Raw genomic sequence first — 23,300 nt, forward strand, 5'->3', positions numbered from 1 at the left:
CCATGAAAAAAACAATATATAGTTTGCTATTTTTCTTCTTAGTAGGAAATATTTTAGCACAACAAACGCCCGCAGACAAACAAAAAACACCTTTTTCTATTGAAGGTGCTACTGCACATTTAGGAAACGGAGAAATAATAGAAAACGCATTAATTATGTTTAACGAAGGTAAAATTACTTTTGTTGGATCTGCAATGACAAAAATTGCAAGAATGGGAACAGTAATTAATGCCAAAGGAAAACACATTTATCCAGGTTTTATAGCTGCTAATGCTACTTTAGGCTTAGTAGAAATTGATGCTGTAAAAGCAAGTGACGATGAAGATGAAATTGGTGCAATGAATCCGCATATTAGAAGTATTATTGCCTATAATGCAGAAAGTAAAGTAGTAGAATCTATGCGTCCAAATGGTGTTTTAATGGCACAAATTACACCAAGAGGAGGCGTTATTTCTGGCACATCTTCTGTGGTACAATTAGATGCTTGGAACTGGGAAGACGCTGCAATTAAAACAGATGGAGGGATTCATATAAATTGGCCAGGAAGTTTTACCAGAGGAAGATGGTGGTTAGGAGAAGATCCTGCTTTAAAACCAGATACTAAATATGGCTCAAGAGCTGAACAGGTAAAGACCTATTTTGAGAATGCAAAGTTATATTTATCTGGTAAAAAAGAAAAAACACATTTACCTTATGAAGCAACAGCAGGTTTATTTGACGGCTCAAAAAGACTGTATATTCACATAAACGGACAAAAAGAAATTACAGATGCAATACATACTGCCAAAGAATTAGGAATTAATAAAATAACCATTGTAAGAGCTGAAGGCGCGGATAAAATAGCCGATTTTCTAGTAAAAAATAATGTTTCTGTAATTTTAAACAGACCGCACAGAAACCCAAATAGTGAAGATGATGCTTATGATTCAACTTACACAATAGCAAAAACACTTACAGAAAAAGGAGTTATTGTTAGTATTGGTATGGAAGGACAAATGGAACGTATGAATACAAGAAACATTCCTTTTTATGCAGGTACTTTTGCAGCACATGGTTTGGCAAAAGAAGAAGCTGTAAAATTAATAACTTTAAATGCGGCTAAAATTTTAGGAATAGACAACTTTACAGGCTCTTTAGAAGTTGGTAAAGACGCTACTTTATTTATTTCTGAAGGCGATGCTTTAGAAATGAGAGGAAATAGACTTACAGAAGCCTTTATACAAGGTAGAAAAATTAGTTTAGAAACGCACCAAACCAACCTTTGGAAACGTTACGCAAACAAATACAAATCAAAATAAGTATCGTTATAAAGTATAAAAAAAGGCTCGCAATTTGCGAGCCTTTTTAGATCAAAAACAATACTTGTAATAAAGTTCAACCTTAACTTTCTCTTTTTCTTAGCAATACAAATTCAAATAATTGGTTAATTGAAAAACAATTGCTTTATTACAAATACAAATATTCAATTAAATGTAATTGTATACAATACCTACAAATAGGTATATTTGTGCTAATGAAAGAAATTACCAGTATTCACAATTCGTATATTAAAGAGTTGCTAAAACTTCAAGAAAAAGCTAGAGAGCGCAAAAAGAAAAGTCTTTTTATAATTGAAGGAAAAAGAGAAATTTCACTAGCCATACAAGCCAATTATACTTTTGATACCATTTTATTTGTGTCAGACTTAATTTCTGAACAAGAAATTCTAGCCCTTTTTAATGAAAATATAAACCGAATTATAATTTCTAAAGAAGTGTATCAAAAATTAGCGTATAGATCTACTACAGAAGGCATTTTAGCAGTAACCAAATCAAAAGATTTTAGCTTAACAAATATAAGTTTTACCAATAAAAGGCCACTAATTCTAGTGGCAGAAAGCTTAGAAAAACCTGGTAATATAGGCGCTTTATTAAGAACTGCAGATGCTGCAAATGTGGACGCTGTATTTATAGCAAATCCTAAAAGTGATCTGTATAACACGAATATTATACGTTCTAGTGTAGGTTGTGTATTTACCAATCAAATTGGTGTAGGAACTTCCGAAGAAATTATTACGTTTTTACAAAAAAATAACGTAAATATTGTTGCAACAACTCTGCAAAATTCAAACGAATATTACAAAGAAGATTACACAAAAGGAACAGCCGTTGTTGTGGGCACAGAAGCTACAGGTTTAAGTGAAGTTTTTAGAGAAAAAGCAACCCAAAATATTAACATACCCATGCAAGGTAAAATAGATTCTATGAATGTTTCTGTTGCTGCAGCAATTGTTGTTTTTGAAGCTAAAAGGCAACGTGGGTTTTAATGCATATAATATAGTAAAGAGATTAGCAGTATGAAAATGTTAGGAATAGATATTGGTGGTTCTGGAATTAAAGGAGCTATTGTAAATACTAAAAATGGAGAACTTTTATCAGAAAGATTTCGAATTCCAACACCAAAGCCAGCAACTCCAGAAGCTGTTGCTAGCGTTGTAAAGGAAATGATTGATCATTTTAATTGGAAAAAAGAAGTAGGTTGTAGTTTTCCAACAACTATAGTGAAAGGAAAATGCATTCACACAGGAAATTTAAGCGAAAAATGGCTTAATGTAAATGTAGAAAAGTTATTCAAAAAAGAATGTAAACGATCTTTTTATATTAGTAATGATGCTGATTTGGCTGGTTTAGCTGAAGTTAATTTGGGCGCAGCAAAAAAAGAGAAAGCTGTTGTAATTGTTGTTACAATTGGTACAGGAATTGGTTCTGGTCTTTTTTATAACAAAGCATTAATTCCGAATTTAGAATTGGGAAAAATGTTACACAAAAATGGCCAAATCATAGAATTATATACTGCAGATTCTATTCGAAAAAAAGAGAATTTAGATTTAGAAGTTTGGGCAAAAAGATTTGACGAACTTTTAGAATACGTAAGAATTGTATACACCCCAAGTTTGGTAGTTTTAGGTGGCGGAATTAGTAAAAAGTTTGATGATTTTAAAGAACACTTAACCACAAACGTAAAAGTAAAAGTTGCCGAATTTAAAAATAATGCTGGTATTATTGGTGCAGCATTGTATGCTAAAAAAATGAGAAAATAATTAAAATATGACGTCTAACAATTTGTTTTTTTTATTAATTACCATTTTGGTACTTAGTTTTATTATTGATAAAATTATAAATAGCTTAAATGCAACCCGTTTTAATGCAGAAATACCTAAAGAATTAGCTGATGTTTATGATGCAGAGGAATATAAAAAGTCTCAAGAATACAAAACAACAAATGAGCGTTTTTCTAACATTACCAGTACATTTTCTTTTGTATTAATGATTGCCTTCTTCTTGTTAGACGGCTTTAAATTGGTAGATAATTTTGCTCGTAGTTTTACCAACAATTCCATTTTAATTGCACTCATATTTTTTGGGGTAATTATGTTTGCTTCAGATATTTTAAGCACACCACTCTCCTACTATAAAACTTTTGTAATCGAAGAAAAATTTGGTTTTAACAAAACCACAAAAAAAATATTTTGGCTAGATAAGCTAAAAGGTTGGCTTATGAGTATTGTAATTGGTGGTGCAATATTATCATTAATTATATGGTTTTATGAGTTTGCAGGCGCTAATTTCTGGCTGTATGCTTGGGCTTTAGTTGCTGTGTTTTCTTTATTTATGAATTTATTTTACGCCAAATTAATTGTACCTATTTTTAATAAACAAAAACCATTAGAAAATGGCGAATTAAAAACAGCAATAGAAAAATATGCTTCTAAAGTTGGTTTTAAATTGAATAACATTTTTGTAATTGATGGTTCTAAACGCTCTACAAAGGCAAATGCTTATTTTTCTGGTTTTGGTAGCCAAAAAAGAATTACACTTTTTGATACTTTAATTAACGATTTAGAAACAGACGAAATTGTTGCAGTTTTAGCACATGAAGTTGGCCATTATAAAAAAAAGCACATCATTTTTAATTTAATTGCCTCTACCTTACTCACTGGTTTAACTCTTTTTATTTTATCATTATTTATAAATTCGCCTATATTATCAAATGCATTAGGTGTTGCCATACCAAGTTTTCATATTGGTTTAATTGCTTTTGGTATTTTATATTCTCCAATATCAGAACTTACAGGTTTGTTTATGAATTATATATCGCGTAAATTTGAATATCAAGCAGATAATTTTGCTAAAAATACATTTGCTGCAAAACCATTAATTAGTTCGCTTAAAAAACTTTCTAAGAATAGTTTAAGTAATTTAACACCACATCCTGCATATGTTTTTATGCATTATTCACATCCAACTTTGTTGGAAAGAATTAAAAATTTAAGGTTATAAATAGTTGTTTAATTAAGGATATATCCTTAAATTCACTTAAGAATTAATACTTCAAATAGCTTTAGTATTTATGGAATATACTGCAACCATAGAAGAGGAAAATAAAGAAATAGCAAACAGATATAAAGATTTGCTTAAAGGTACTTATGAAGTTTTATCTGAAGAAGATAAAAAACTAATTCGTAAGGCTTTTGAGATTGCAGTAGATGGGCATTCTAAGCAGAGAAGAAAAACAGGAGAACCCTATATTTTTCACCCAATTGCTGTAGCTAAAATTGTAGCTATGGAAATTGGTTTAGGTGCAACTTCTATAGCTGCTGCATTATTACATGACGTTGTAGAAGATACTGAATATACCATAGATGATATGGAGCAGTTATTTGGTGAAACCATTGCAAGAATAGTAAGTGGCCTTACCAAAATATCTCGTTTAAACAAAGAGCAAGACGCAAGCATACAAGCAGAAAATTTTAGAAAAATGCTGCTTACTTTAAATGATGATGTACGGGTAATTCTTATAAAAATTGCAGACAGATTGCACAATATGCAAACTATGGATGCAATGCCTGCACACAAACAAGTTAAAATTGCTTCTGAAACGCTGTATATTTATGCTCCTTTAGCACATAGATTAGGTTTGTATAATATAAAAACAGCCTTAGAAGATTTAGGTTTAAAATACACAGAACCAGACGTATTTAAATCTATAGTTCAAAAAATAAAAGAAAGTAAAGAAGAACAGCAAAATTATTTGGAAACCTTTTCTAAAACACTGCAAGAAAATTTAGATAAAGAGAATTTTAATTATGAAATAAAAGGACGTTTTAAATCTATTTATTCTATTCGCAAAAAAATGCGAAATCAGAATGTAACTTTTGATGAAGTTTATGATAAATATGCGATTAGAATTATATATAAACCAAGTTCTCAAGATGATAAATTTGATGCTTGGAAAATATATACCATAGTAACTGATGTTTTTAAACCCAATCCAACGCGTTTAAGAGATTGGATTTCGCAACCAAAATCTACAGGTTATGAAGCTTTACACATAACTGTTGTAGGACCAGATGCACAATGGGTAGAAGTTCAAATTCGTTCAGAAAGAATGAATGAAATTGCAGAAAAAGGCTATGCAGCACATTTTAAATACAAACAAGGCAACAATAACGAAAGTGGTCTTGAAATATGGTTGAATAAATTAAAAGAATCTTTAGAAAACCAAAGTTTAAATGCTGTAAATTTTGTAGAAGAATTTAAATTGAACTTATATTCTAAAGAAATTTATGTGTTTACACCTAAAGGAGAATTAAAATCTTTACCCAAAGATGCCTCTGCTTTAGATTTTGCTTTTTCTATACATACAGATGTGGGTTTAAAGTGCCGTGGAGCAAAAGTAAACGGTAAATTAGTGCCATTAAGTTACACCTTAAAAAGTGGAGATCAAATAGAAGTAATTACTTCTAGTGTAAATAAACCCAATGCAAGATGGTTAGATTTTGTAATTACTGCAAGAGCAAAAACTAAAATACGTGCTGCTTTAAAAGAAGAAGAAAAAGAAATAGCAGAAGAAGGAAAAGCTATTTTAAAAAGAAAATTACGCCATTTAAAAATTCCTTTTAATGAAAAAACAATTAACGAATTAGTTGTCTTTTTTCAATTAAAAACAAGTTTTGATCTGTTTTTTAGAATTGGAAATGGCGCTATAGAAAACGCACAATTAAAAGCATTTATAGCACAGAGAAATAGTACTTTTTTAAATTTCTTTAAAACAAAATTAAGACGAAACCCTTCTACCAATAAAGAAACTATAGATACAGAAGAAGTAACACATAAATATGATGCTTTAGTTTTTGGGCAAGAAGAAGAAAAATTAGAATATACTTTGTCTAAATGTTGTAATCCTATTGCAGGAGATACTGTTTTTGGTTTTTTAACCATAAATGATGGTTTAAAAGTGCACAAAAAAAATTGTCCAAACGCAATATCATTACAATCTAATTACGCTTATAGAATAATGCCTGCAAAATGGATAGATTCTACAAAGCAAGATTTTAAAGCAATATTACATTTAAGTGGTGTAGATAATAAAGGAATTGTAAATGATGTTACAAGAGTAATTTCTAGTAATATGGATGTTTTTATTAACAGTATAAACATCTCTGGAAATCAAGGTGTTTTTGATGGTAAAATAAGTTTAAGCGTAAAGAATAAAGCGCAATTGACTAAAATGATTCAAAACATTAAAAAAGTAGAAGGCATAAAAAAAGTAGATCGTGTTAATACTTTATAAATATCCTTTTTAAAAAATGCGTATTTATAAAGAAATAACTGTAAATTTGTTTTTTCGTAAAATTTTAAGAAAATGAGTAGTTCTCTTGAAAATCAAGAAGTAGTTAAAAATGTTTTTACCGCATATTTAGAAGAAAACAAACACAGAAAAACACCTGAACGTTATGCAATTCTTCAAGAAATATATGCTGTAGATGAACATTTTGATATAGAATCTCTTTATATCAAAATGAAAAACAAAAATTATAGGGTTAGTAGAGCAACCTTATATAATACAATAGAAATATTATTAAACTGTGGTTTGGTTAGAAAACATCAGTTTGATGGGCAATCTATGGCACGTTACGAAAAAAGTTATTTCGACAAAAATCACGACCATGTTATTTTTACAGATTCTGGAGACGTAAAAGAATTTTGCGATCCAAGAATACAGACCATTAAAAAAACAATTGAAGAAATTTTTGATATCGACATTCACAATCATTCACTTTATTTTTACGGAACTAAAAAGAAAAAGTAAGCAAATTCAAGTTTCAGCTTTTAGTAGCAGTAAAATGAAAAATAATCTATTTTATTACAAGTACACAAATAAGCAATTACACGTTTAAACAGATAAACGATTAAACAAACACACAATTATACAATAAAAATGGCAGTAGATTTATTACTCGGATTGCAATGGGGAGACGAAGGAAAAGGGAAAATAGTAGACGTACTTACTAAAAACTACGATATTATTGCTCGTTTTCAAGGAGGCCCAAATGCAGGACACACTTTAATTTTTGACGGTACAAAACACGTTTTACATACCATTCCTTCTGGAATTTTTCATAAAACAGCATTAAATGTTGTTGGAAATGGTGTTGTTATAGATCCTGTTATTTTTAAGAAAGAATTAGAAAATCTAGACAAACATAATATAGATTACACTTCTAAATTATTAATTTCTAGAAAAGCACATTTAATTTTACCAACACATAGATTGTTAGATGCAGCCTCTGAAACTTCTAAAGGAAAAGCTAAAATTGGTTCTACCTTAAAAGGAATTGGTCCAACTTATATGGATAAGACTGGAAGAAACGGAATGCGCGTTGGAGATTTAGAATTAGAAAACTGGAAAGAAAAATACGACGCTTTAACGGAAAAACATCTTAAAATGTTAGCTTTTTTCGATGTGAAAATTGATTACAATTTAGCAGAATTAGAGGCTGAATTCAAAAAAGGAATAGACAAATTAAAAACATTACAATTTATAGATAGTGAAGAGTTTTTAAACCAAGCTATTAAAGACAATAAAACTATTTTAGCTGAAGGCGCTCAAGGTTCTTTATTAGATATCGATTTTGGTACCTACCCTTTTGTAACATCTTCTAACACAACAGCAGCAGGTGCTTGTACAGGTTTAGGTGTTGCACCAAATAGAATTGGTGAAGTTTTTGGAATTTTTAAAGCATATACAACCAGAGTTGGTTCTGGACCATTTCCTACAGAATTGTTTGACAAAGATGGTGAAGATATGGCTAGAATTGGTCATGAATTTGGAGCTACTACAGGTAGACCAAGACGTTGTGGTTGGTTAGATTTAGTAGCTTTAAAATACGCTGTAGATGTAAATGGGGTTACCCAATTAATGATGATGAAAGGTGATGTACTTTCTGGTTTTGATACCCTAAAAGTATGTACCTCTTATAATTATAAAGGTGAAGAAATTTCTCATTTACCATACAACATAGAACCAGAAAATGTTTCTGTAAACTATTCTGAATTTAAAGGTTGGGAAGATGATTTAACAAAAATGACTTCTGCAGATCAATTACCACAGAATTTATTAGACTATGTTGCTTTTATTGAAAAAGAAACTGGTGTACCTGTAAAAATTGTTTCTGTTGGGCCAGATAGAAAACAAACGATTGTAAGATAATTTAAATCGTACATATTATAAAAAAGCATCTTTTAAAAGTAAAAGATGCTTTTTTTTATGCTAAATTATTACAATTTGTCTATTTCTAAACCAATAGCAATTAATTTATCGTTTTCTACTTTAAGTGCAGTTAAAAGTGCTTGCTTTTGATTTGCAAAAGCCTGTTTTCGCTCTATAAATAGGTTTATATAATAGTTAACACCTTCCACTAAATTATTTTTAAACTTCTTTACAGATCGTAACTGTTTTTTATCAATATTTACTTTAATATTTTCTAGTTTTTCTTGAAGATTAGTAATATAAAGAGACAATTCCTTAACAAATACATTTGGTCTATCTGCTCTAGTCATCATATTTTTTCTTCCATAGATATGATCTGTAATTCCGCGTAAACTAACTATTTTATCATAGTAAGCCATATTTGGACCTGGACAAACAGAAACTCCTTTTCCTACTTTTTTGGTATCCATACTATTTAGTAATAATGTAGCAGTACTTAAGCCTACACAAATACAAGATTTTGCAGTAATCTCACTTTGTTTTTTTTCTTTTTCTTCAGCATTTAATGATAAAGTATCCAATTGTTTTAATTTTAAATATTGATATTCTCTAGATGCTGTGCATAACCCAGACGCTTTAAACTCTTTATCTAAAGCAATAAATTTGTTTGGACAAGAACTTCCTGGTCTGTTTTTAGCAATAAAACTATCTTTTTCTAGGTCTTTTGTATTGCCTTTAAGCGTGTTAAAAGGTACGCCAAGTGGCGAAGTATTGCTTAAATACAAATCTTCTTCTTTGGCTTTTGCCAATTTTTCTAGTGTTTTATCGTCTACACTTGTAGCTTCTGGCACTAACAAAAACGGACTGCCCCAACCTACAGAATCTAACTGATATTCTTTTAATAAAAAAGCATGCTCTTGATCTGTACCTACGCCACCTTGTGTTGTTATTTTTAAATCTAAATTACCACTTGGTATTACTTTATTAGCCTCTTTTAAAGCCTCTAATAGTAATTGCTGCGTTTGTGTTTTTAAAGCTTCTTTATTTTCTTTAAATTCCTTTAAAACAGGACCTAATAAAAAACCTTCGGTTGCAAAAGCATGACCACCACAATTTAAACCAGATTCTATTCTATATTCAGAAACCCAAATTCCTTTTTTGGCTAAAAATTTTCCTTGTATAAAAGCAGACCTGTAATCGCTTACTTTTAAGATAATTTTCTTTTTAATATATCCTTCTTTGTCAGGAAAAAAATCGTTAAAATTACTTATATAACTATATAATCTTGGGTTCATACCAGCAGAAAGTACTAGAGAAGATGCTAATTTGCTATTTGCAAAACCTCTTAAAGCTGCATGCGCATCATTATATTCTTTGGGTAATGCTTCTGTATTGTTGTAATTATCCTTATCAACCTTAGTCATAATATTAACATCTATACTGCCCATATTTAAATGTGCTGCAGCCCAATCTTTTAACTTTATAAAATCCTCTCCATCTTCTACTAATTTTAAAAACTCTGTTTTTAAAGAAGAATATTCTGGTAACATAGCCACATATTCTTTTAAACTCTTGTTCGTTTCTAAAGTAATATTTTTGAGTTGATTAAATTTTAATTCAGACTGTTCTTGTAAAAAATTTAAGTATGAAGTTATTCTTTTCGCTCTAAAATCATCTACTTTATCTGAAATCTCTTTATAAGGAACCTCAAATTTTTCGCTGTATAATTTTCGCATTTTTTCAACTAAAATATCATCTACCAGAGATATTACAGAGTCTATACCATATTGTGCTACTTTTAAAGGAGAATCTATTGTAAAACCAATTCCCATTACAGGAATATGAAACGTGTGTCTATTTTTCATTAATTATAGTTAATATTACTATTCATTTTTTAATAAGAGCGCAATATATTTTTAAATTAGTCTGCATAATATGACTAATATCATATAAACAAGATTTAACTTAAAAAAGTAAAATTGTAAACAAATTTTTGAATTTATTACACATATAAACACCTAAAAAAAAACCTTAGACCTATTGAAAATTATAAAAGTGATATATATCATGTTTTAAATGAATAATATAAATCATATTTGTTAATAATTAAACCAAAACCAAATGCATACTTTAGAAACCAAAACCGTAGCCGATTATGTTGTAGAGAACATAAAAACGGCAGAAGTATTTCAAAAGTATCACATAAATTATGCTTTAAATGGTACTAAAAATCTGTTGCAAGTTTGCGAAAACAGAAACATTGAGCCTGTTTTCTTATTATCAGAATTAAAAAGTATTGACAATAAATTGTCTTTTTTCAAAAATTACAATACCTGGTCTTTAGCGTTTTTAATCGATTACATTATTAAAATACACCATCAATATGTAGAAGATAGAATACCTGTAGTAATGAATCTTGCGAACACTGTTTGCGAAAACTACAGTAAAGAATATCCAAGTCTAAATAATATTAGGGAAATATTTCTTAACTTTTCAATAGAACTAACTAAACAAATGAAATATGAAGAATACTTAGTTTTCCCAGCAATACAAGAGCTTGTTTTAAATAATAAATATGAAAATAAATTTGAAACATTAATTGAAAGTTCTAAAATAGACCATGCTAATTTACTTGCTACAATTAAAGAAATAAGAAATTTAACCAACCATTATACACAACCCAAAATTGAAAGTAAAACTTTAAGTGCCTACTTTTATACACTTAAAAGTTTTGATTTAGATTTTCAAAAACATTTACATTTAGAAAATAATATTCTTTTCCCTAAGGTTTTAGCGTTACTTGCTAATATTAATAGTACTTCTTAAGCTTTTTTTAGGTTTCTTTAAGAGGTAGCTTTAAACTTTTCTTTACTTTTGTTTCAAAATATTATTTGTTGAAAAAATTATTCATATTTCTTTTTATAAGTTGTTCTTTTTTAGGTTTTTCACAATCTAAAAAAATGGTTTACAGTGCTGCATTACAAGAAGCAGATGAAGAAAAATATCCTGGAGCAACAATTTTAATTGGTGATGTTAAAATGAAGCATAAAGGTGTTATTCTAACTTGTAAAAAAGCGTATTATTACAAAAAACAAAATTTCTTTAAGGCATTACAAGATGTAGTTATTAAACAAGGAGACACCATAACCCAAACTAGTGATTATGTAGACTATGATGTAAATTCTGAACAAGCTTTGTCTTGGGGTAATGTGATTTTAAAAGACCCAGTTATGACCTTGACTACGGATACTTTGCAATTTGATAGGCTAAATCAGAAATTATACTACCAAAGTTTTGCCACTATTAAAGACCAAACTAATACCCTAAAAAGTAAAAATGGCAATTATTATTTAGAAACTAAAAAATTTACAGCAACCACCAGAGTTACCGTTGTAAATCCTAAGCACAATCTTACGTCTAATCATTTAGATTATTATACAGATTCTGGTTTAACTTATTTATATGGCCCATCAACCATAACAAATACAGAAAATGAGAATAGAATTTACTGTGAACGTGGTTTTTACAACACCAAAACAGATATTTCTTATTTTGTGAAAAATGCAAAACTTTTTTTGAAAGAAAGAACTGTAGAAGGTGATAGTTTGTATTATGATAAAAATAAAGGTTTTGCATCTGCCACCAATAATATTCAGGTGATAGACACCGTAAAAAACTTTGTAACAAAAGGCAATTATGCCGAAATTTTTGAAGAAAAAGATTCGTTATTTGTTGTTAAAAGAGCGGTTGCAATTTCTATTGTAGAAAATGATTCTACCTTTATACATGGAGATACATTGCTAGTAACTGGTGCTCCAGAAAAAAGAATTGTAAGAATTTATCCAAGAGTAAAAATTTTTAAATCTGATTTACAAGGAAAATGCGATTCTATACACACAAATCAGGAAACTGGATATACCAAAATGTTTAGAAAACCCGTACTTTGGTCTGAAGGAAACCAAATTACAGGAGACACTATCTTTTTAATTTCTAATACAGAAACAGAGCAATTGGACTCTTTAAAAGTATTAAACAATTCATTTATTGTCTCAAAAGACTCTTTGTCTACAGATGAATACAACCAAATTAAAGGTAGAAATATGTTTGGTAAGTTTTATCAAAATAAACTAAAAACCCTTTTAGTAAAAGGTGATGCAGAATCTGTGTATTACAATAGAAATGAAGAAACAGATAGTATTGAAACCATTACTAAAGAAATATCTAGTAATATAGAATTTACGCTTGTAGACGGACAAATAGAAACTATAAAATACCTAAAAACCTCAGACGGAGTTACTTATCCTCCTTCTCTTTTGCCAGAAGATGTAAAAAAACTAAAGGGTTTTATTTGGCGAGAAAACGAGCAACCTAAAACTAAACAAGACATCTTTAAAAAAGATGATGGTAAAAATAAGGAAGAACCTAAAAGCGATAAAGATTTTAACAAACCTATTTTAGCCAATAAACCTCCAGAAAAGAGTAAAGCAAAAACTTCAATTTCTTCTAAAGACAAGTAGATGAAGTCAGATTTTTTTAAATTTCAAGCACAAACCACTCCTCACCCACTTGCTATAGAAATATCGCATGCAAAGGGGAGTTATATTTACAACACTTCTGGTAAAAAATATTTAGATTTTGTTGCAGGTGTTTCTGCAAATAGCTTAGGCCACAATCATCCTGAGGTTACAAAAGCCATAAAAAAACAATTAGACAATTATACCCATGTAATGGTTTATGGCGAATTTATTCAAAAACCACAAGTTGAGCTGTGCAAAATTTTAGCAGAAAATTCACCTGAAAATTTAAACTCGGTTTATTTAACCAATTCCGGTACAGAAGCAACAGAAGGTGCTTTAAAGTTAGCCAAAAGAGTTACACAACGGTCAGAAATTATAGCCGCTAAAAACTCCTATCATGGCAATACAATGGGTTCTATGAGTGTTTCTGGTGTAGAAAAACAAAACCAAGCTTTTAGACCCTTAATACCTGGTACCAAATTTATAGCTTTTAATTGCGATTATTGTTTAAACAATATTACCTCGAAAACTGCTGCAGTAATTTTAGAAACCATACAAGGTGGTGCTGGTTTTATACAACCACAAAACAATTATTTACAAAAAGTAGCCCAAAAATGTAAAGCTGTTGGCGCCCTTTTAATTTTAGATGAAATACAAACAGGAATTGGTAGAACAGGTAAATTTTGGGGATTTGAAAATTATAATATAATCCCAGACATTGTAATTACAGGCAAAGGTTTAGGAGGTGGCATGCCAATTGGTGCATTTATAGCTTCTTTTAAAATGATGAATCTCTTAAAAGACAATCCTAAATTAGGGCATATTTCTACTTTTGCGGGTCACCCACTTATTGCAGCAGCTGGTTTAGCAACGGCTAAAACTATTTTAAAAGAAAACTTAATTTTAGAAAGTTTGCGAAAAGAGCAGCTCCTTAGACATCATTTACAACATAAGGCCATAAAAGAAATTAGAGGAAAAGGTTTAATGTTGGCAGTAATTTTAGAGACCCCAGAATTGGCTTCAAAAACAATTTTAACCTGTTTAGAAAAAGGTTTAATCCTTTTCTTTTTACTGTTTGAACAAAAAGCGATGAGAATTACTCCTCCTTTAACCATCTCAGATGATGAAATAATTGAAGGTTGCAAAATCATTTTGCAAGTATTAGATGAAGTTGTAAAAAATTAAGTTTATTTCTGGTTTTAGTTTGAAGGCTGTCTAAAACTAGTGATATATTAAAAAAAGTATAAACAACATATTTTATACTAAAAAGAAATATATCTTAAGCATTGTAAACTTTATGCAAGTTTATTTTACAAGAATTCGCTTAAAATCAAAGCAATACATATTAAAAATTTACATAGTCTATTTATTATCAAAACTTTAAACCTTATTATTATATCATTTTTAGCATTTTAACTTGTAAAATAATAATAATAATAATAATAATTTAATGCGATTCCTTTTTCAAAAGCGCTGGAAATTTATTTTTAAAACGATTTAATCTAGGCACAGAAACCGCTTTTACATAGCCTTGATTAGGGTTTCTCCTTTCAAAATCTTGATGGTAATCTTCTGCCTTGTAAAACTTTTTAAGTTTTGTAATTTGAGTTACTATTTTGTTATCATAAATTTCTCTATTCAATTTATCAATTGCATTTGTAATGATTTCTTTTTCTTTCGCTGTTTCGTAAAAAGCAATAGATCTATATTGGGTTCCATAATCTGGATGTTGGCCATTAACAGTAGTTGGGTCATGTGAGCCAAAAAATACTGTTACCAAAGTTTCAAAACTTACTTTTTCAGGATTGTAATATACGGCAACAGTTTCTGCATGCCCTGTTTTTCCTGTTCCTATTTTAGCGTAAGTTGGGTTTAAAGTATTTCCTCCTGCATAACCAGAAACTGCTTCCTCTACTCCATTTACGCTTTCAAAAATAGCTTCTACACACCAAAAACAACCACTTGCAAAATAAGCCACTTTTGTATTTTGATTTGGCTCATATGTTTTAAGTTGAATTTCTTTTAAATCTATTGAGAAACTAAAAATTAGAGCAAGAGCAACAATACTTGCCACTGCTATAGATAAATTTTTTACCCTTTTTTTCATTTTTTTGGTGATTAAACTATTTCTTAGTCATACGTTTGAATAGAAACCTTATATTTTACAGCTAATTTAAGCATCTTTTTACAGTTGTTTACAACTTTATTTTTTTTTTAAGAAACCTTTTTGTTTAAAACCTTTGAGATGGCTATTTTTGTTAAAAGGATGTGAATTTCTTAGGGCTAAAATTTATTTTCTATTCAAAAATAGACTAGTACTGGTTTCTAATTAATATTCTTTTAAAAATAAAATTGTAAATTTTAGCTTTTCCAATTTAAAATTAAACTTTTATACAAATGGAACATTTTATAGTATCTGCGCGTAAATATCGTCCTAAAAACTTTGAGGATGTTGTTGGGCAACAAGCCATAACAAATACGCTAGAGAATGCTATAAAAAACAATCATTTAGCACAAGCTTTACTATTTACAGGACCAAGAGGAGTTGGTAAAACTTCTTGTGCCAGAATTCTTGCAAAAAAAATAAATCAACAGGATTTGGAAAATTCTGAAGAAGAAGATTTTGCTTTTAACATTTTTGAATTAGATGCAGCTTCTAATAATTCTGTTGATGATATTAGAAGTTTAACAGATCAGGTAAGAATACCACCACAAACCGGAAAATATAAAGTTTATATTATAGATGAAGTACACATGTTGTCTCAAGCAGCATTTAATGCTTTTTTAAAGACTTTAGAAGAACCACCTGCACATGCTATTTTTATTTTAGCAACCACAGAAAAACATAAAATAATACCAACTATTTTATCTCGTTGTCAAATTTTTGATTTTAAAAGAATTGGGGTTTTAGATGCAAAAAATTATTTAAAAAAGATAGCAGAAAAAGAAGCCATTGCAGCAGACGATGATGCTTTACATATTATTGCCCAAAAAGCAGATGGCGCAATGCGAGATGCACTTTCTATTTTTGATAGGGTGGTTAGTTTTTCTGGAAAAGAGTTAACTAGAGAGGCTGTAACACAAAACTTAAATGTTTTAGATTACGATACCTATTTTGGTATGACAGATTTACTGCTAGAGAATAAAATTCCAGATGTTTTAAATGCTTTTAATGCTGTATTAGCTAAAGGTTTTGAAGGGCATCATTTTATAAACGGTTTGGCAAGTCATTTTAGAGATTTGTTGGTGGCAAAAGACACGGCTACAATTCAATTGTTAGAAGTAGGTGATACTGCTAAAAAGAAATATTTAAAACAAGCAGAAAAAGCAAGTATTCCTTTTTTAATGCAATCTATAGAAAAGGCAAATCAGTGCGATTTAAATTATAGAGCTAGTAAAAACCAGCGTTTGCTGGTGGAATTAAGTTTAATGCAGATTGCCTCTATCACTTTTGATGGAGAAAAAAAAAAGTCAGCTAACTACATAATTCCTGCTACATTTTTTCAGGCGCTCTCTCCTGCAAAAAAGAAACAGACTACTACAACTTCTAAAACACCTGAGCAACCTGATGTAAAAACAACGCCAACTGTTGCACCTGCTAAAGTGGTTAAAGAAAGACCTGTATTGAAAAATATTGGTCGTTTAAACAAACAACCCAGTAAATATTCTTTAAAAGGGTTTAATCAACAGACAAACGTAAAAAAGAAGGTTGTAGAAGAAAACTTTGATAGTCATCCTAAAGATGCATTTGATGAACAAACACTGCAAACACTTTGGAAATCTTATGTTGATCTTTTATTTAAAAAAGGTGAAAAAAGTATGGCTTCTATTGTAGGTACAGATTTACCAAAGTTACAAGGGAAATTTACCATTAATTTTACAGTACCCAATAAATTAATGGAAGATCAGTTTAAAAAAGGGAGACCAAAATTATTAAATTTTCTTAGAGAAAAATTAAACAATTACGGTATTGCCATTGAAGTAATTTTAAACGAAAAAATAGAAAAGAAATTCGCTTATACTCCACAAGAAAAATACAATAAACTAAAGGAAAAAAATCCACTTTTAGATAAACTAAGACAAACTTTTGAGTTAGATTTATAGGAGAATTGTCAAATTATAGTTAACAACTTTGATTTAATAAAATTTATTTTAATTGTAAATGTTGTTAAAAATAGTAATAAATAAAACAGCTTTACAATGGAAAGATTTAAGTTTAAAACGACAAAGAAATTAAAGAAAATACACCGTCAGATGATTTTAAATTTTGGTACAGAAAACATAAGATATGAATACGAACACTATTATTTTAATATTAAAACTGAAAATGTAAAGAATCTTCAATCTCACTTTAATAAAATTGGATTAGAACTTTTGAAAGTTTAACAAAAAGTATACACCAAAATGTTTTTTGAATCTAGATTTTAAATTAAAAATAAAATAACAACATCAAAGAAACATGTGTATTCTATGTAATATTTCCCCTAAATCAGTAATACTAATACATAACCATAACTCAAAGAAATTTAGTACTACTAACTGCCTTTCTAAAATTCTAATTCCTTGCCTAAATAAGAAAGCGTTAAATTCTCTTTGGCATTACCAGTTTTTTCAAATTCGGGTATTAAATAAATACCGTCTCCTTTTTCAATAAATAGCGGTATGGATTTTTCTTCTTTACAAAGTAAATCTACAACTTTAATATATTTCGCTTCATTCTCAATAACAACCTCAATAATATTGGGATTTTCCCTATATGCTTCACTTAAATTAATAAAATCGTCTTTAGGTGTAAAAAAGTGTTCTCTCTCTTCTATGGATGCTTCTGTAACCTCCATAGAAGATGCTATTTTATAAGAACCATGTTCTCCAAAAACATCAGAAAACCTGTTTAATGCGTACTTATTCACCATATCACTACCAGTTATAGCAATTAAATAACCTACATCATTTAACTCTATGTTATCTGCCAAATCATCATCATAAACATCTGCTTTTAACGCCTCTAAATCTGCATCTAAAGCTTGTTCAATAAAATTATTATTAGAATCTATTAAAATTACACGCTTTCCTTTTTCCTTTAAATAAGAAGCAATTAACCTTGACGGATTGGAAGCTCCTACAAATAAAATAGCATCAGATTTATTTAAGAAAACCCCTATAATTTTAGCAAAAAATCTTGCCGTTGTTGCATTTAAAAGTACGGTTCCTAAAACAATCATAAAAACCAAAGGTGTTATGTACTCTGCTCCTGCCACGCCTTGCTTTAGCAGTTTACTACCAAATAAAGAAGCAATACCAGCAGCAACAATACCTCTTGGACCTACCCAACTAATAAACAGTTTTTCATTTAATTTTAACTTAGAATTTATAGTACTAGAAAAAACAGCCAAGGGTCTTATTACAAAAACCACAATAGCAAATAAAGCAGCCGTTTTCCAAGTATATAAGAGCATTAAATCTTCTATATTAATATTTGCAGCTAATAATATAAATAATATAGAGATTAGTAAAACACTAAGTGACTCTTTAAAATATAGTAATTCTTTTAAATTTTTTAATTTTCCATTTCCTAAAACCATTCCCATTACTACAACTGCTAATAAACCAGACTCGTGAGCAAATATTTCAGATTCAACAAAAACTAATAAAACTGTAGATAAAGAAACTACATTAAGTAAATAATGAGGCACCAGTTTTTTATTAATAACATAAGCTAAAGCGTGTGCGAATGTAAAACCAAAAGTAGTACCAAATAATAGAATTTTACCAAATTCAATTAATGCAGTTTTGGTAAAACCACCACCACCACCAACACTTATAAATTCAAAAACCAATACTGCAACTAAAGCTCCTATGGGATCTATTAAAATACCTTCCCATTTTAAGACGGTAGAAATATCTTTTTTTAATGGAATATTTCTTAAAATTGGTGTAATTACGGTAGGTCCAGTAACAATAATTAAACCAGCGAAAAGAAATGAAATTTCCCAACCCAGATCAAAAATATAATGCGCTACAATACCCGCACCAAAAAAAGTAATTGCAGAGCCTAATGTAATTAATTTAGTTATTACTGGTCCTACATTTTTAATCTCACTTCTTTTAAGGGTTAAACCACCTTCAAAAAGTATAATACTTATGGCTAAAGAAACAAAATAATACAAACTTTCTCCAGGAAACAATCCTTTTGTGCCATTCCAAACAGGCTCTATCCATTTGCTCCCATCTTCACTTAAATATGCAGCAGCAATAGGCCCTACTAAAAGGCCAATTAAAATTAACGGCAATATTGCAGGGATTTTAAATTTCCAAGCTACCCATTGTGCTAATATTCCTAAAATAATAATTCCTGCTAATTCTAACATATTTCCAAATATAGGTTTTGTTGTAAATTTAACAATGTTTGTGAATCTAACAGCTAAAAAACACGTTTTTTAACGATATTTTGTATTTCGCGGTTTATTCATAAAAAGACAGTCACTAAAAGGCTAAAGTAATTTGTTTAAAATGCTTTAATTTCTATCAATTGAAGCATCAAAAAATTACATCAATAATTAAATTTATATCTTTTTTTGTTACCAAAATAACTCTAGAAGTATTATGTTTTATATTTGATACTTAAATAATACCATTGAACTTTTTTATTCATTATTTTTGTTCTTTTAAAACAAACTTATGTTAGGCTTACAATTTGAAACAGAAACTTCTTGGGCAGAAATTGCCAAAGTTAACTTAGAACAAATATTAACCGATCATGCTTTTTTAGAACAAAAAGCAGCATCTAATGCAGTTTCTATTATAATTAATTATTCTGAAGAAACAGAATTGGTAAAAGAAATGAGCAATATTGCTATTGAAGAAATGCAGCACTTTAAAATGGTGCATTTATTAATGGTAAAAAGAGGAATGGTTTTAGGAAGAGAGCAAAAAAACGACTATGCCATTCGTTTACAAAAGTTTTTTAAGAAAACAGGTGACAGAACAGATGCATTAGTACAACGTTTGTTAATTGCTGCTCTAATTGAAGCAAGAAGTTGCGAACGTTTTAAAGTGTTTTCTGAAAATATGGAAGATGAAGAATTACGTAAATTTTATAAAAATCTAATGATTTCTGAAGCTGGACATTATACTACATTTTTACAGTTTGCAAGACAATACCAAGATAGAGCCATTGTAGACGAAAAGTGGAATACATTATTAGCTTTTGAAGCAGAATTGATGAAAGAACGCGGAACAGCTGCAAAGATTCATGGGTAAGTTTTGAGTTCTGAGTTTTGAGTTCTGAGTTTTGAGTTCTGAGTTTTGAGTTCTGAGTTTTGAGTTCTGAGTTTTAACCTGAAATTTTAAAAAAATTTCAGCCTCTTAAAACCACAAACAAATAAACTTATAAACAATTTTAACATTACCACTTTGTTACTTTAGCACTTTAAAACTTTTCAACCTCAACCGTTTAAAACTTTTCAACCTTTAAAACCATAAAAATAATGTTTAGCAAAGCTGAGGCAGAACAAATAAGAAAAGAATTTTGGACAAGTTTTGGGAAGTCATTTCCAAGAAAATGGTTGCTATACAATACCAAAATTAAAGGAATGGCCTTTAAATTTGTAGCAGACAGAAAAAAAGCTTTGGTTTGTTTGGATTTAGAAAACCCTGATGAATTAAAAAACCTCTTATACTATGACCAATGGCTGTCTTTAAAAAGCTTGTTAGAACAGGACTTACTAAATGTAATTTTTGACGCCGATTATCTTTTAGAAAGTGGAAAAACAATACAGAGAATTTACATTCCGTTTGAAAAGAAATTTAGTATTTATAACAAAAATACTTGGCGAGATTGCTATGAGTTTTATGTTGAAAATATGTCTAAATTAGAATTATTCTTTTATGAATATGAAGCGGTTATAAAAAATATTTAGTATTAATTTTCCAATTCCATTAGCTCCAAAACTCCCTTTGCTTATTTAACTTCTCTTCTTCATTCATATATTCTTCTGCCTCTTTTGGAGACAATACTTTTAAGAAAGACGGATGTTGCTCTATTGCATATTCTATTTTTGTTACAATATCTGCAACTTCTTCATTTTCATAATCTATTTCTAATGGTTCTTTTATAACCATAGACTGTAAAACATTTCTTTTTTTAATCATTAATCCTTTTTTATCAAAAGAACGTCTAAAACCGTCTATAACTATTGGTACAACAATAGGTTTACATGTTTTTATAATATGCGCAGTACCTCTTCTAATGGGTTTAAAAGGGGTTGTTGTGCCTTGTGGAAACGTAATTACCCAACCATCTCTTATAGCTTTTTGTATATTAGAAATATCAGAATTTTTTACTTGTCTATTTACATTTTTACCTGCACTACGCCAGGTTCTATCAATAGAAACCGATCCTGCATAAGCAAAAATTTTAGGAAGCAAACCCGCTTTCATAGTTTCTCCTGCAGCCACAAAATAAACATTCAACTTAGGATTCCAAATATAACCAACATTTTTAATACTATCGTCTCTACCCTTTAAAGCAGCATTAAAAACATGAAACATAGCTGCAACATCTGCAAAATAAGTTTGATGATTTGAGATAAATAAAACGTTTTTATCTGGTAAATTTCTCAATATATTCGAGCCTTCTATCTGCAAATTATTAAACTTACGATATCTCCCGTGAGATATTAGTCCAAAAATCCGAATTATCCATTTCTTAAAAAGTAAAATGTGTCCGAAAGGATTTCTCTTTAATAAAGGCATTTTATTTATTTTATTTTTTTGCTAAAAGCAAACTTACAAAACAAATTATAAAATTTAGTACTTTATTAGCTCTTTAATTTCAGAGAGCATCATTGCTGTTGCTCCCCAAACAATATAATTATTAAACTTAAAACACGGTACGTCTGCTATATTCATATAAGAAGTCTTTATTCTTCTAGTAGCTAAAAAACTATCATTAATGAGATTTTCTGCTAAAACTTCTATTGTGCTTTCTACTTCATAATTTGTAATTAATGTTGGCCTTTTGTCTAAATATGCCAAATATGGCGTTACTAAAAAGTTACTTGGCGGTATATAGACTTCTGTTAACTCTCTAATTATGTCTAATTTAGAAACTGTTACACCAACCTCTTCAAAAGTTTCTCTAAGCGCAGTTTCTTGTAAATTTTTATCCAATACATCTACTTTACCTCCAGGGAAACTAATTTGGGCAGAATGTGCACCTTTATAAGTAGCACGTTCCGTTAAAAGAAAGGTAGCTTCATTTTTCTTATTTGGATAAAACAAAGCTAAAACTGCCGCTCTTTTAGGGTTTTTAATTTTTATTTTATTAGCATCGTAACGTAAACGTAATTCTGGGGCTAATTTAAATTGCGCATCTAAACCACCTAATGTTTTTGTTTTATAAGCTTCTATTCTATTTTTAAACTCTTTAAAATTCAAAATAAATTACTATTTTTAATAAAATGATGCTTGCTTTAACTATAAAGTTCTTTTTGGCAAGAATTTTGACCACTTTCAAATATGAATAATAAATATAAGAAATTACTAGCTAGTATTGCCTTAGATGCTGTTGGTTTAGTACCTTTTTTACCTTTTGACTTATTTTGGGCTCCCATATCTGGTTATTTAATGACAAAAATGTATAAAGGAACCGAAGGAAAGATTGCGGGTATTGTAAGTTTTGTTGAAGAAATTTTACCTTTTGACTTTCTACCAACATTTACCATTATGTGGTTATATACTTACATCATAAAAAAACAAAAAAAAGAAATTTTAATTGAGGGCTAAATTTAATTAAAAGTGTATTTTACATGACGATTTTACTTAAAAATTACAACGTACTTTTTAAAGTTTTCTATAAAATTGTATGAATCTTATTTTAGTTTGAGATGGTTTAAAAGCCTTCTACAGCAATTAATAATTAGTTTTCTTTTTTAAATAAAAAACCTAATCCTAATCTGCTTAAAAACTTTTTCTCAAAAGCCCAAAAGAATTTAAATTGACCAAACAACCAACCCACAAATGGCAGTGTTAATTGATATATAGGGAAAATAAGTAATATTCTTAATGGATAATACAACCAAGCAGAAACTATTTCTGGGCTTAAACCTAAAAAAGAAGTTACTGGTTTTGCTACCCAAGCAGCAAAAGAGCCGTTAATGGCAAATACAACAAAAATTGCTAATAGAGACCAATTACTATCTATGTCCCAATGTTCTTTTAATTTATCCATATTAGCGCAAAATTACAATT

Annotated in this window: 20 protein-coding genes; 14 read left to right on the top strand and 6 right to left on the bottom strand. The window is 29.4% G+C overall.

The annotated features are described in order from the left end of the window. Positions 1-2 precede the first annotated feature (2 nt). From Q0684_RS05240 to Q0684_RS05270, 7 genes are all read left to right on the top strand, one after another. Entirely contained in the window at positions 3-1,298 is a 1,296-nt protein-coding gene (locus Q0684_RS05240) for an amidohydrolase family protein (RefSeq protein ID WP_299013488.1), read from the top strand. Positions 1,299-1,513: 215 nt separating this feature from the next. Continuing rightward, complete coding sequence (locus tag Q0684_RS05245; protein ID WP_299013490.1) at positions 1,514-2,305, top strand: RNA methyltransferase; 792 nt, start codon at positions 1,514-1,516, stop codon at positions 2,303-2,305. 30 nt (positions 2,306-2,335) lie between these two features. Continuing rightward, a complete protein-coding gene (gene ppgK / locus Q0684_RS05250; RefSeq protein WP_299013493.1) occupies positions 2,336-3,079 on the top strand; it encodes a polyphosphate--glucose phosphotransferase in 744 nt (247 codons plus the stop codon). Between the two features lie 7 nt (positions 3,080-3,086). Continuing rightward, positions 3,087-4,319, top strand: coding sequence for a M48 family metallopeptidase (locus Q0684_RS05255; protein ID WP_299013496.1), 1,233 nt, complete (start codon positions 3,087-3,089; stop codon positions 4,317-4,319). A 70-nt stretch (positions 4,320-4,389) separates the two neighbouring features. Continuing rightward, positions 4,390-6,612 carry a RelA/SpoT family protein gene (locus tag Q0684_RS05260; protein WP_299013499.1) on the top strand — a complete coding sequence of 741 codons (2,223 nt, stop codon included), beginning with the start codon at positions 4,390-4,392 and terminating at the stop codon, positions 6,610-6,612. Between the two features lie 72 nt (positions 6,613-6,684). Further along, on the top strand, positions 6,685-7,131 hold the full coding sequence (locus tag Q0684_RS05265; protein WP_299013501.1) for a transcriptional repressor: 447 nt from the start codon (positions 6,685-6,687) through the stop codon (positions 7,129-7,131). A gap of 129 nt (positions 7,132-7,260) precedes the next feature. Continuing rightward, on the top strand, positions 7,261-8,532 hold the full coding sequence (locus Q0684_RS05270) for an adenylosuccinate synthase (RefSeq protein ID WP_299013503.1): 1,272 nt from the start codon (positions 7,261-7,263) through the stop codon (positions 8,530-8,532). A gap of 68 nt (positions 8,533-8,600) precedes the next feature. On the opposite strand, the gene Q0684_RS05275 is transcribed toward Q0684_RS05270, so the two are convergent. Next, positions 8,601-10,397, bottom strand: coding sequence for a hypothetical protein (locus Q0684_RS05275; protein WP_299013505.1), 1,797 nt, complete (start codon positions 10,395-10,397; stop codon positions 8,601-8,603). A 256-nt stretch (positions 10,398-10,653) separates the two neighbouring features. On the opposite strand from Q0684_RS05275, the gene Q0684_RS05280 reads away from it, so the two are divergent. The 3 genes from Q0684_RS05280 to Q0684_RS05290 all read left to right on the top strand — a co-directional run bounded on the left by Q0684_RS05280 (position 10,654) and on the right by Q0684_RS05290 (position 14,234). Then, the gene (locus tag Q0684_RS05280; RefSeq protein WP_299013507.1) at positions 10,654-11,358 is read left to right on the top strand and encodes a DUF542 domain-containing protein; all 705 of its coding nucleotides are present in this window, start codon (positions 10,654-10,656) and stop codon (positions 11,356-11,358) included. Positions 11,359-11,426: 68 nt separating this feature from the next. Then, the gene (locus Q0684_RS05285) at positions 11,427-13,049 is read left to right on the top strand and encodes an OstA-like protein (protein ID WP_299013509.1); all 1,623 of its coding nucleotides are present in this window, start codon (positions 11,427-11,429) and stop codon (positions 13,047-13,049) included. Continuing rightward, on the top strand, positions 13,050-14,234 hold the full coding sequence (locus Q0684_RS05290; protein WP_299013511.1) for an aspartate aminotransferase family protein: 1,185 nt from the start codon (positions 13,050-13,052) through the stop codon (positions 14,232-14,234). A gap of 262 nt (positions 14,235-14,496) precedes the next feature. Here the strand turns inward: Q0684_RS05290 and msrA are convergent, their stop codons facing one another. Next, the gene (gene msrA, locus Q0684_RS05295; RefSeq protein ID WP_299013513.1) at positions 14,497-15,156 is read right to left on the bottom strand and encodes a peptide-methionine (S)-S-oxide reductase MsrA; all 660 of its coding nucleotides are present in this window, start codon (positions 15,154-15,156) and stop codon (positions 14,497-14,499) included. Between the two features lie 290 nt (positions 15,157-15,446). Between msrA and dnaX the strand changes: the two genes are divergently transcribed. After that, positions 15,447-17,153 carry a DNA polymerase III subunit gamma/tau gene (dnaX, locus tag Q0684_RS05300; protein WP_299013514.1) on the top strand — a complete coding sequence of 569 codons (1,707 nt, stop codon included), beginning with the start codon at positions 15,447-15,449 and terminating at the stop codon, positions 17,151-17,153. Between the two features lie 443 nt (positions 17,154-17,596). Here dnaX and Q0684_RS05305 read toward each other — a convergent pair whose 3' ends face one another. Then, positions 17,597-19,417, bottom strand: coding sequence for a sodium:proton antiporter (locus tag Q0684_RS05305; protein ID WP_299013516.1), 1,821 nt, complete (start codon positions 19,415-19,417; stop codon positions 17,597-17,599). 310 nt (positions 19,418-19,727) lie between these two features. Between Q0684_RS05305 and Q0684_RS05310 the strand changes: the two genes are divergently transcribed. Both Q0684_RS05310 and Q0684_RS05315 read left to right on the top strand, forming a co-directional pair. Further along, positions 19,728-20,309, top strand: a complete 582-nt coding sequence (locus tag Q0684_RS05310; RefSeq protein ID WP_299013518.1) for a tRNA-(ms[2]io[6]A)-hydroxylase — start codon at positions 19,728-19,730, stop codon at positions 20,307-20,309. 227 nt (positions 20,310-20,536) lie between these two features. After that, a complete protein-coding gene (locus Q0684_RS05315) occupies positions 20,537-20,968 on the top strand; it encodes a DUF4268 domain-containing protein (RefSeq protein ID WP_299013519.1) in 432 nt (143 codons plus the stop codon). Between the two features lie 19 nt (positions 20,969-20,987). On the opposite strand, the gene Q0684_RS05320 is transcribed toward Q0684_RS05315, so the two are convergent. After that, positions 20,988-21,803, bottom strand: a complete 816-nt coding sequence (locus Q0684_RS05320) for a lysophospholipid acyltransferase family protein (RefSeq protein WP_299013521.1) — start codon at positions 21,801-21,803, stop codon at positions 20,988-20,990. 54 nt (positions 21,804-21,857) lie between these two features. Next, the gene (locus tag Q0684_RS05325) at positions 21,858-22,487 is read right to left on the bottom strand and encodes a CoA pyrophosphatase (RefSeq protein ID WP_299013523.1); all 630 of its coding nucleotides are present in this window, start codon (positions 22,485-22,487) and stop codon (positions 21,858-21,860) included. A gap of 81 nt (positions 22,488-22,568) precedes the next feature. Here Q0684_RS05325 and Q0684_RS05330 point away from each other — a divergent pair, with 81 nt between their 5' ends. Then, positions 22,569-22,835: a hypothetical protein gene (locus tag Q0684_RS05330; protein ID WP_299013525.1), complete on the top strand. Its 267-nt coding sequence runs from the start codon at positions 22,569-22,571 to the stop codon at positions 22,833-22,835. A 133-nt stretch (positions 22,836-22,968) separates the two neighbouring features. Here the strand turns inward: Q0684_RS05330 and Q0684_RS05335 are convergent, their stop codons facing one another. Next, positions 22,969-23,280 carry a DUF6787 family protein gene (locus Q0684_RS05335; protein ID WP_299013527.1) on the bottom strand — a complete coding sequence of 104 codons (312 nt, stop codon included), beginning with the start codon at positions 23,278-23,280 and terminating at the stop codon, positions 22,969-22,971. Positions 23,281-23,300: the final 20 nt, after the last annotated feature.

It is taken from the genome of uncultured Polaribacter sp. (assembly GCF_947503875.1).
Taxonomy (GTDB): Bacteria; Bacteroidota; Bacteroidia; order Flavobacteriales; family Flavobacteriaceae; genus Polaribacter.

What these genes read in the sequence shown, in the direction of transcription:
- Q0684_RS05240 (WP_299013488.1), top strand. Translation starts at nt 3, where the DNA reads ATGAAAAAAACAATATATAGTTTGCTATTTTTCTTCTTAGTAGGAAAT.
- Q0684_RS05245 (WP_299013490.1), top strand. Translation starts at nt 1,514, where the DNA reads ATGAAAGAAATTACCAGTATTCACAATTCGTATATTAAAGAGTTGCTA.
- ppgK (WP_299013493.1), top strand. Translation starts at nt 2,336, where the DNA reads ATGAAAATGTTAGGAATAGATATTGGTGGTTCTGGAATTAAAGGAGCT.
- Q0684_RS05255 (WP_299013496.1), top strand. Translation starts at nt 3,087, where the DNA reads ATGACGTCTAACAATTTGTTTTTTTTATTAATTACCATTTTGGTACTT.
- Q0684_RS05260 (WP_299013499.1), top strand. Translation starts at nt 4,390, where the DNA reads ATGGAATATACTGCAACCATAGAAGAGGAAAATAAAGAAATAGCAAAC.
- Q0684_RS05265 (WP_299013501.1), top strand. Translation starts at nt 6,685, where the DNA reads ATGAGTAGTTCTCTTGAAAATCAAGAAGTAGTTAAAAATGTTTTTACC.
- Q0684_RS05270 (WP_299013503.1), top strand. Translation starts at nt 7,261, where the DNA reads ATGGCAGTAGATTTATTACTCGGATTGCAATGGGGAGACGAAGGAAAA.
- Q0684_RS05275 (WP_299013505.1), bottom strand. Translation starts at nt 10,397, where the DNA reads ATGAAAAATAGACACACGTTTCATATTCCTGTAATGGGAATTGGTTTT.
- Q0684_RS05280 (WP_299013507.1), top strand. Translation starts at nt 10,654, where the DNA reads ATGCATACTTTAGAAACCAAAACCGTAGCCGATTATGTTGTAGAGAAC.
- Q0684_RS05290 (WP_299013511.1), top strand. Translation starts at nt 13,050, where the DNA reads ATGAAGTCAGATTTTTTTAAATTTCAAGCACAAACCACTCCTCACCCA.
- msrA (WP_299013513.1), bottom strand. Translation starts at nt 15,156, where the DNA reads ATGAAAAAAAGGGTAAAAAATTTATCTATAGCAGTGGCAAGTATTGTT.
- dnaX (WP_299013514.1), top strand. Translation starts at nt 15,447, where the DNA reads ATGGAACATTTTATAGTATCTGCGCGTAAATATCGTCCTAAAAACTTT.
- Q0684_RS05305 (WP_299013516.1), bottom strand. Translation starts at nt 19,417, where the DNA reads ATGTTAGAATTAGCAGGAATTATTATTTTAGGAATATTAGCACAATGG.
- Q0684_RS05310 (WP_299013518.1), top strand. Translation starts at nt 19,728, where the DNA reads ATGTTAGGCTTACAATTTGAAACAGAAACTTCTTGGGCAGAAATTGCC.
- Q0684_RS05315 (WP_299013519.1), top strand. Translation starts at nt 20,537, where the DNA reads ATGTTTAGCAAAGCTGAGGCAGAACAAATAAGAAAAGAATTTTGGACA.
- Q0684_RS05320 (WP_299013521.1), bottom strand. Translation starts at nt 21,803, where the DNA reads ATGCCTTTATTAAAGAGAAATCCTTTCGGACACATTTTACTTTTTAAG.
- Q0684_RS05330 (WP_299013525.1), top strand. Translation starts at nt 22,569, where the DNA reads ATGAATAATAAATATAAGAAATTACTAGCTAGTATTGCCTTAGATGCT.
- Q0684_RS05335 (WP_299013527.1), bottom strand. Translation starts at nt 23,280, where the DNA reads ATGGATAAATTAAAAGAACATTGGGACATAGATAGTAATTGGTCTCTA.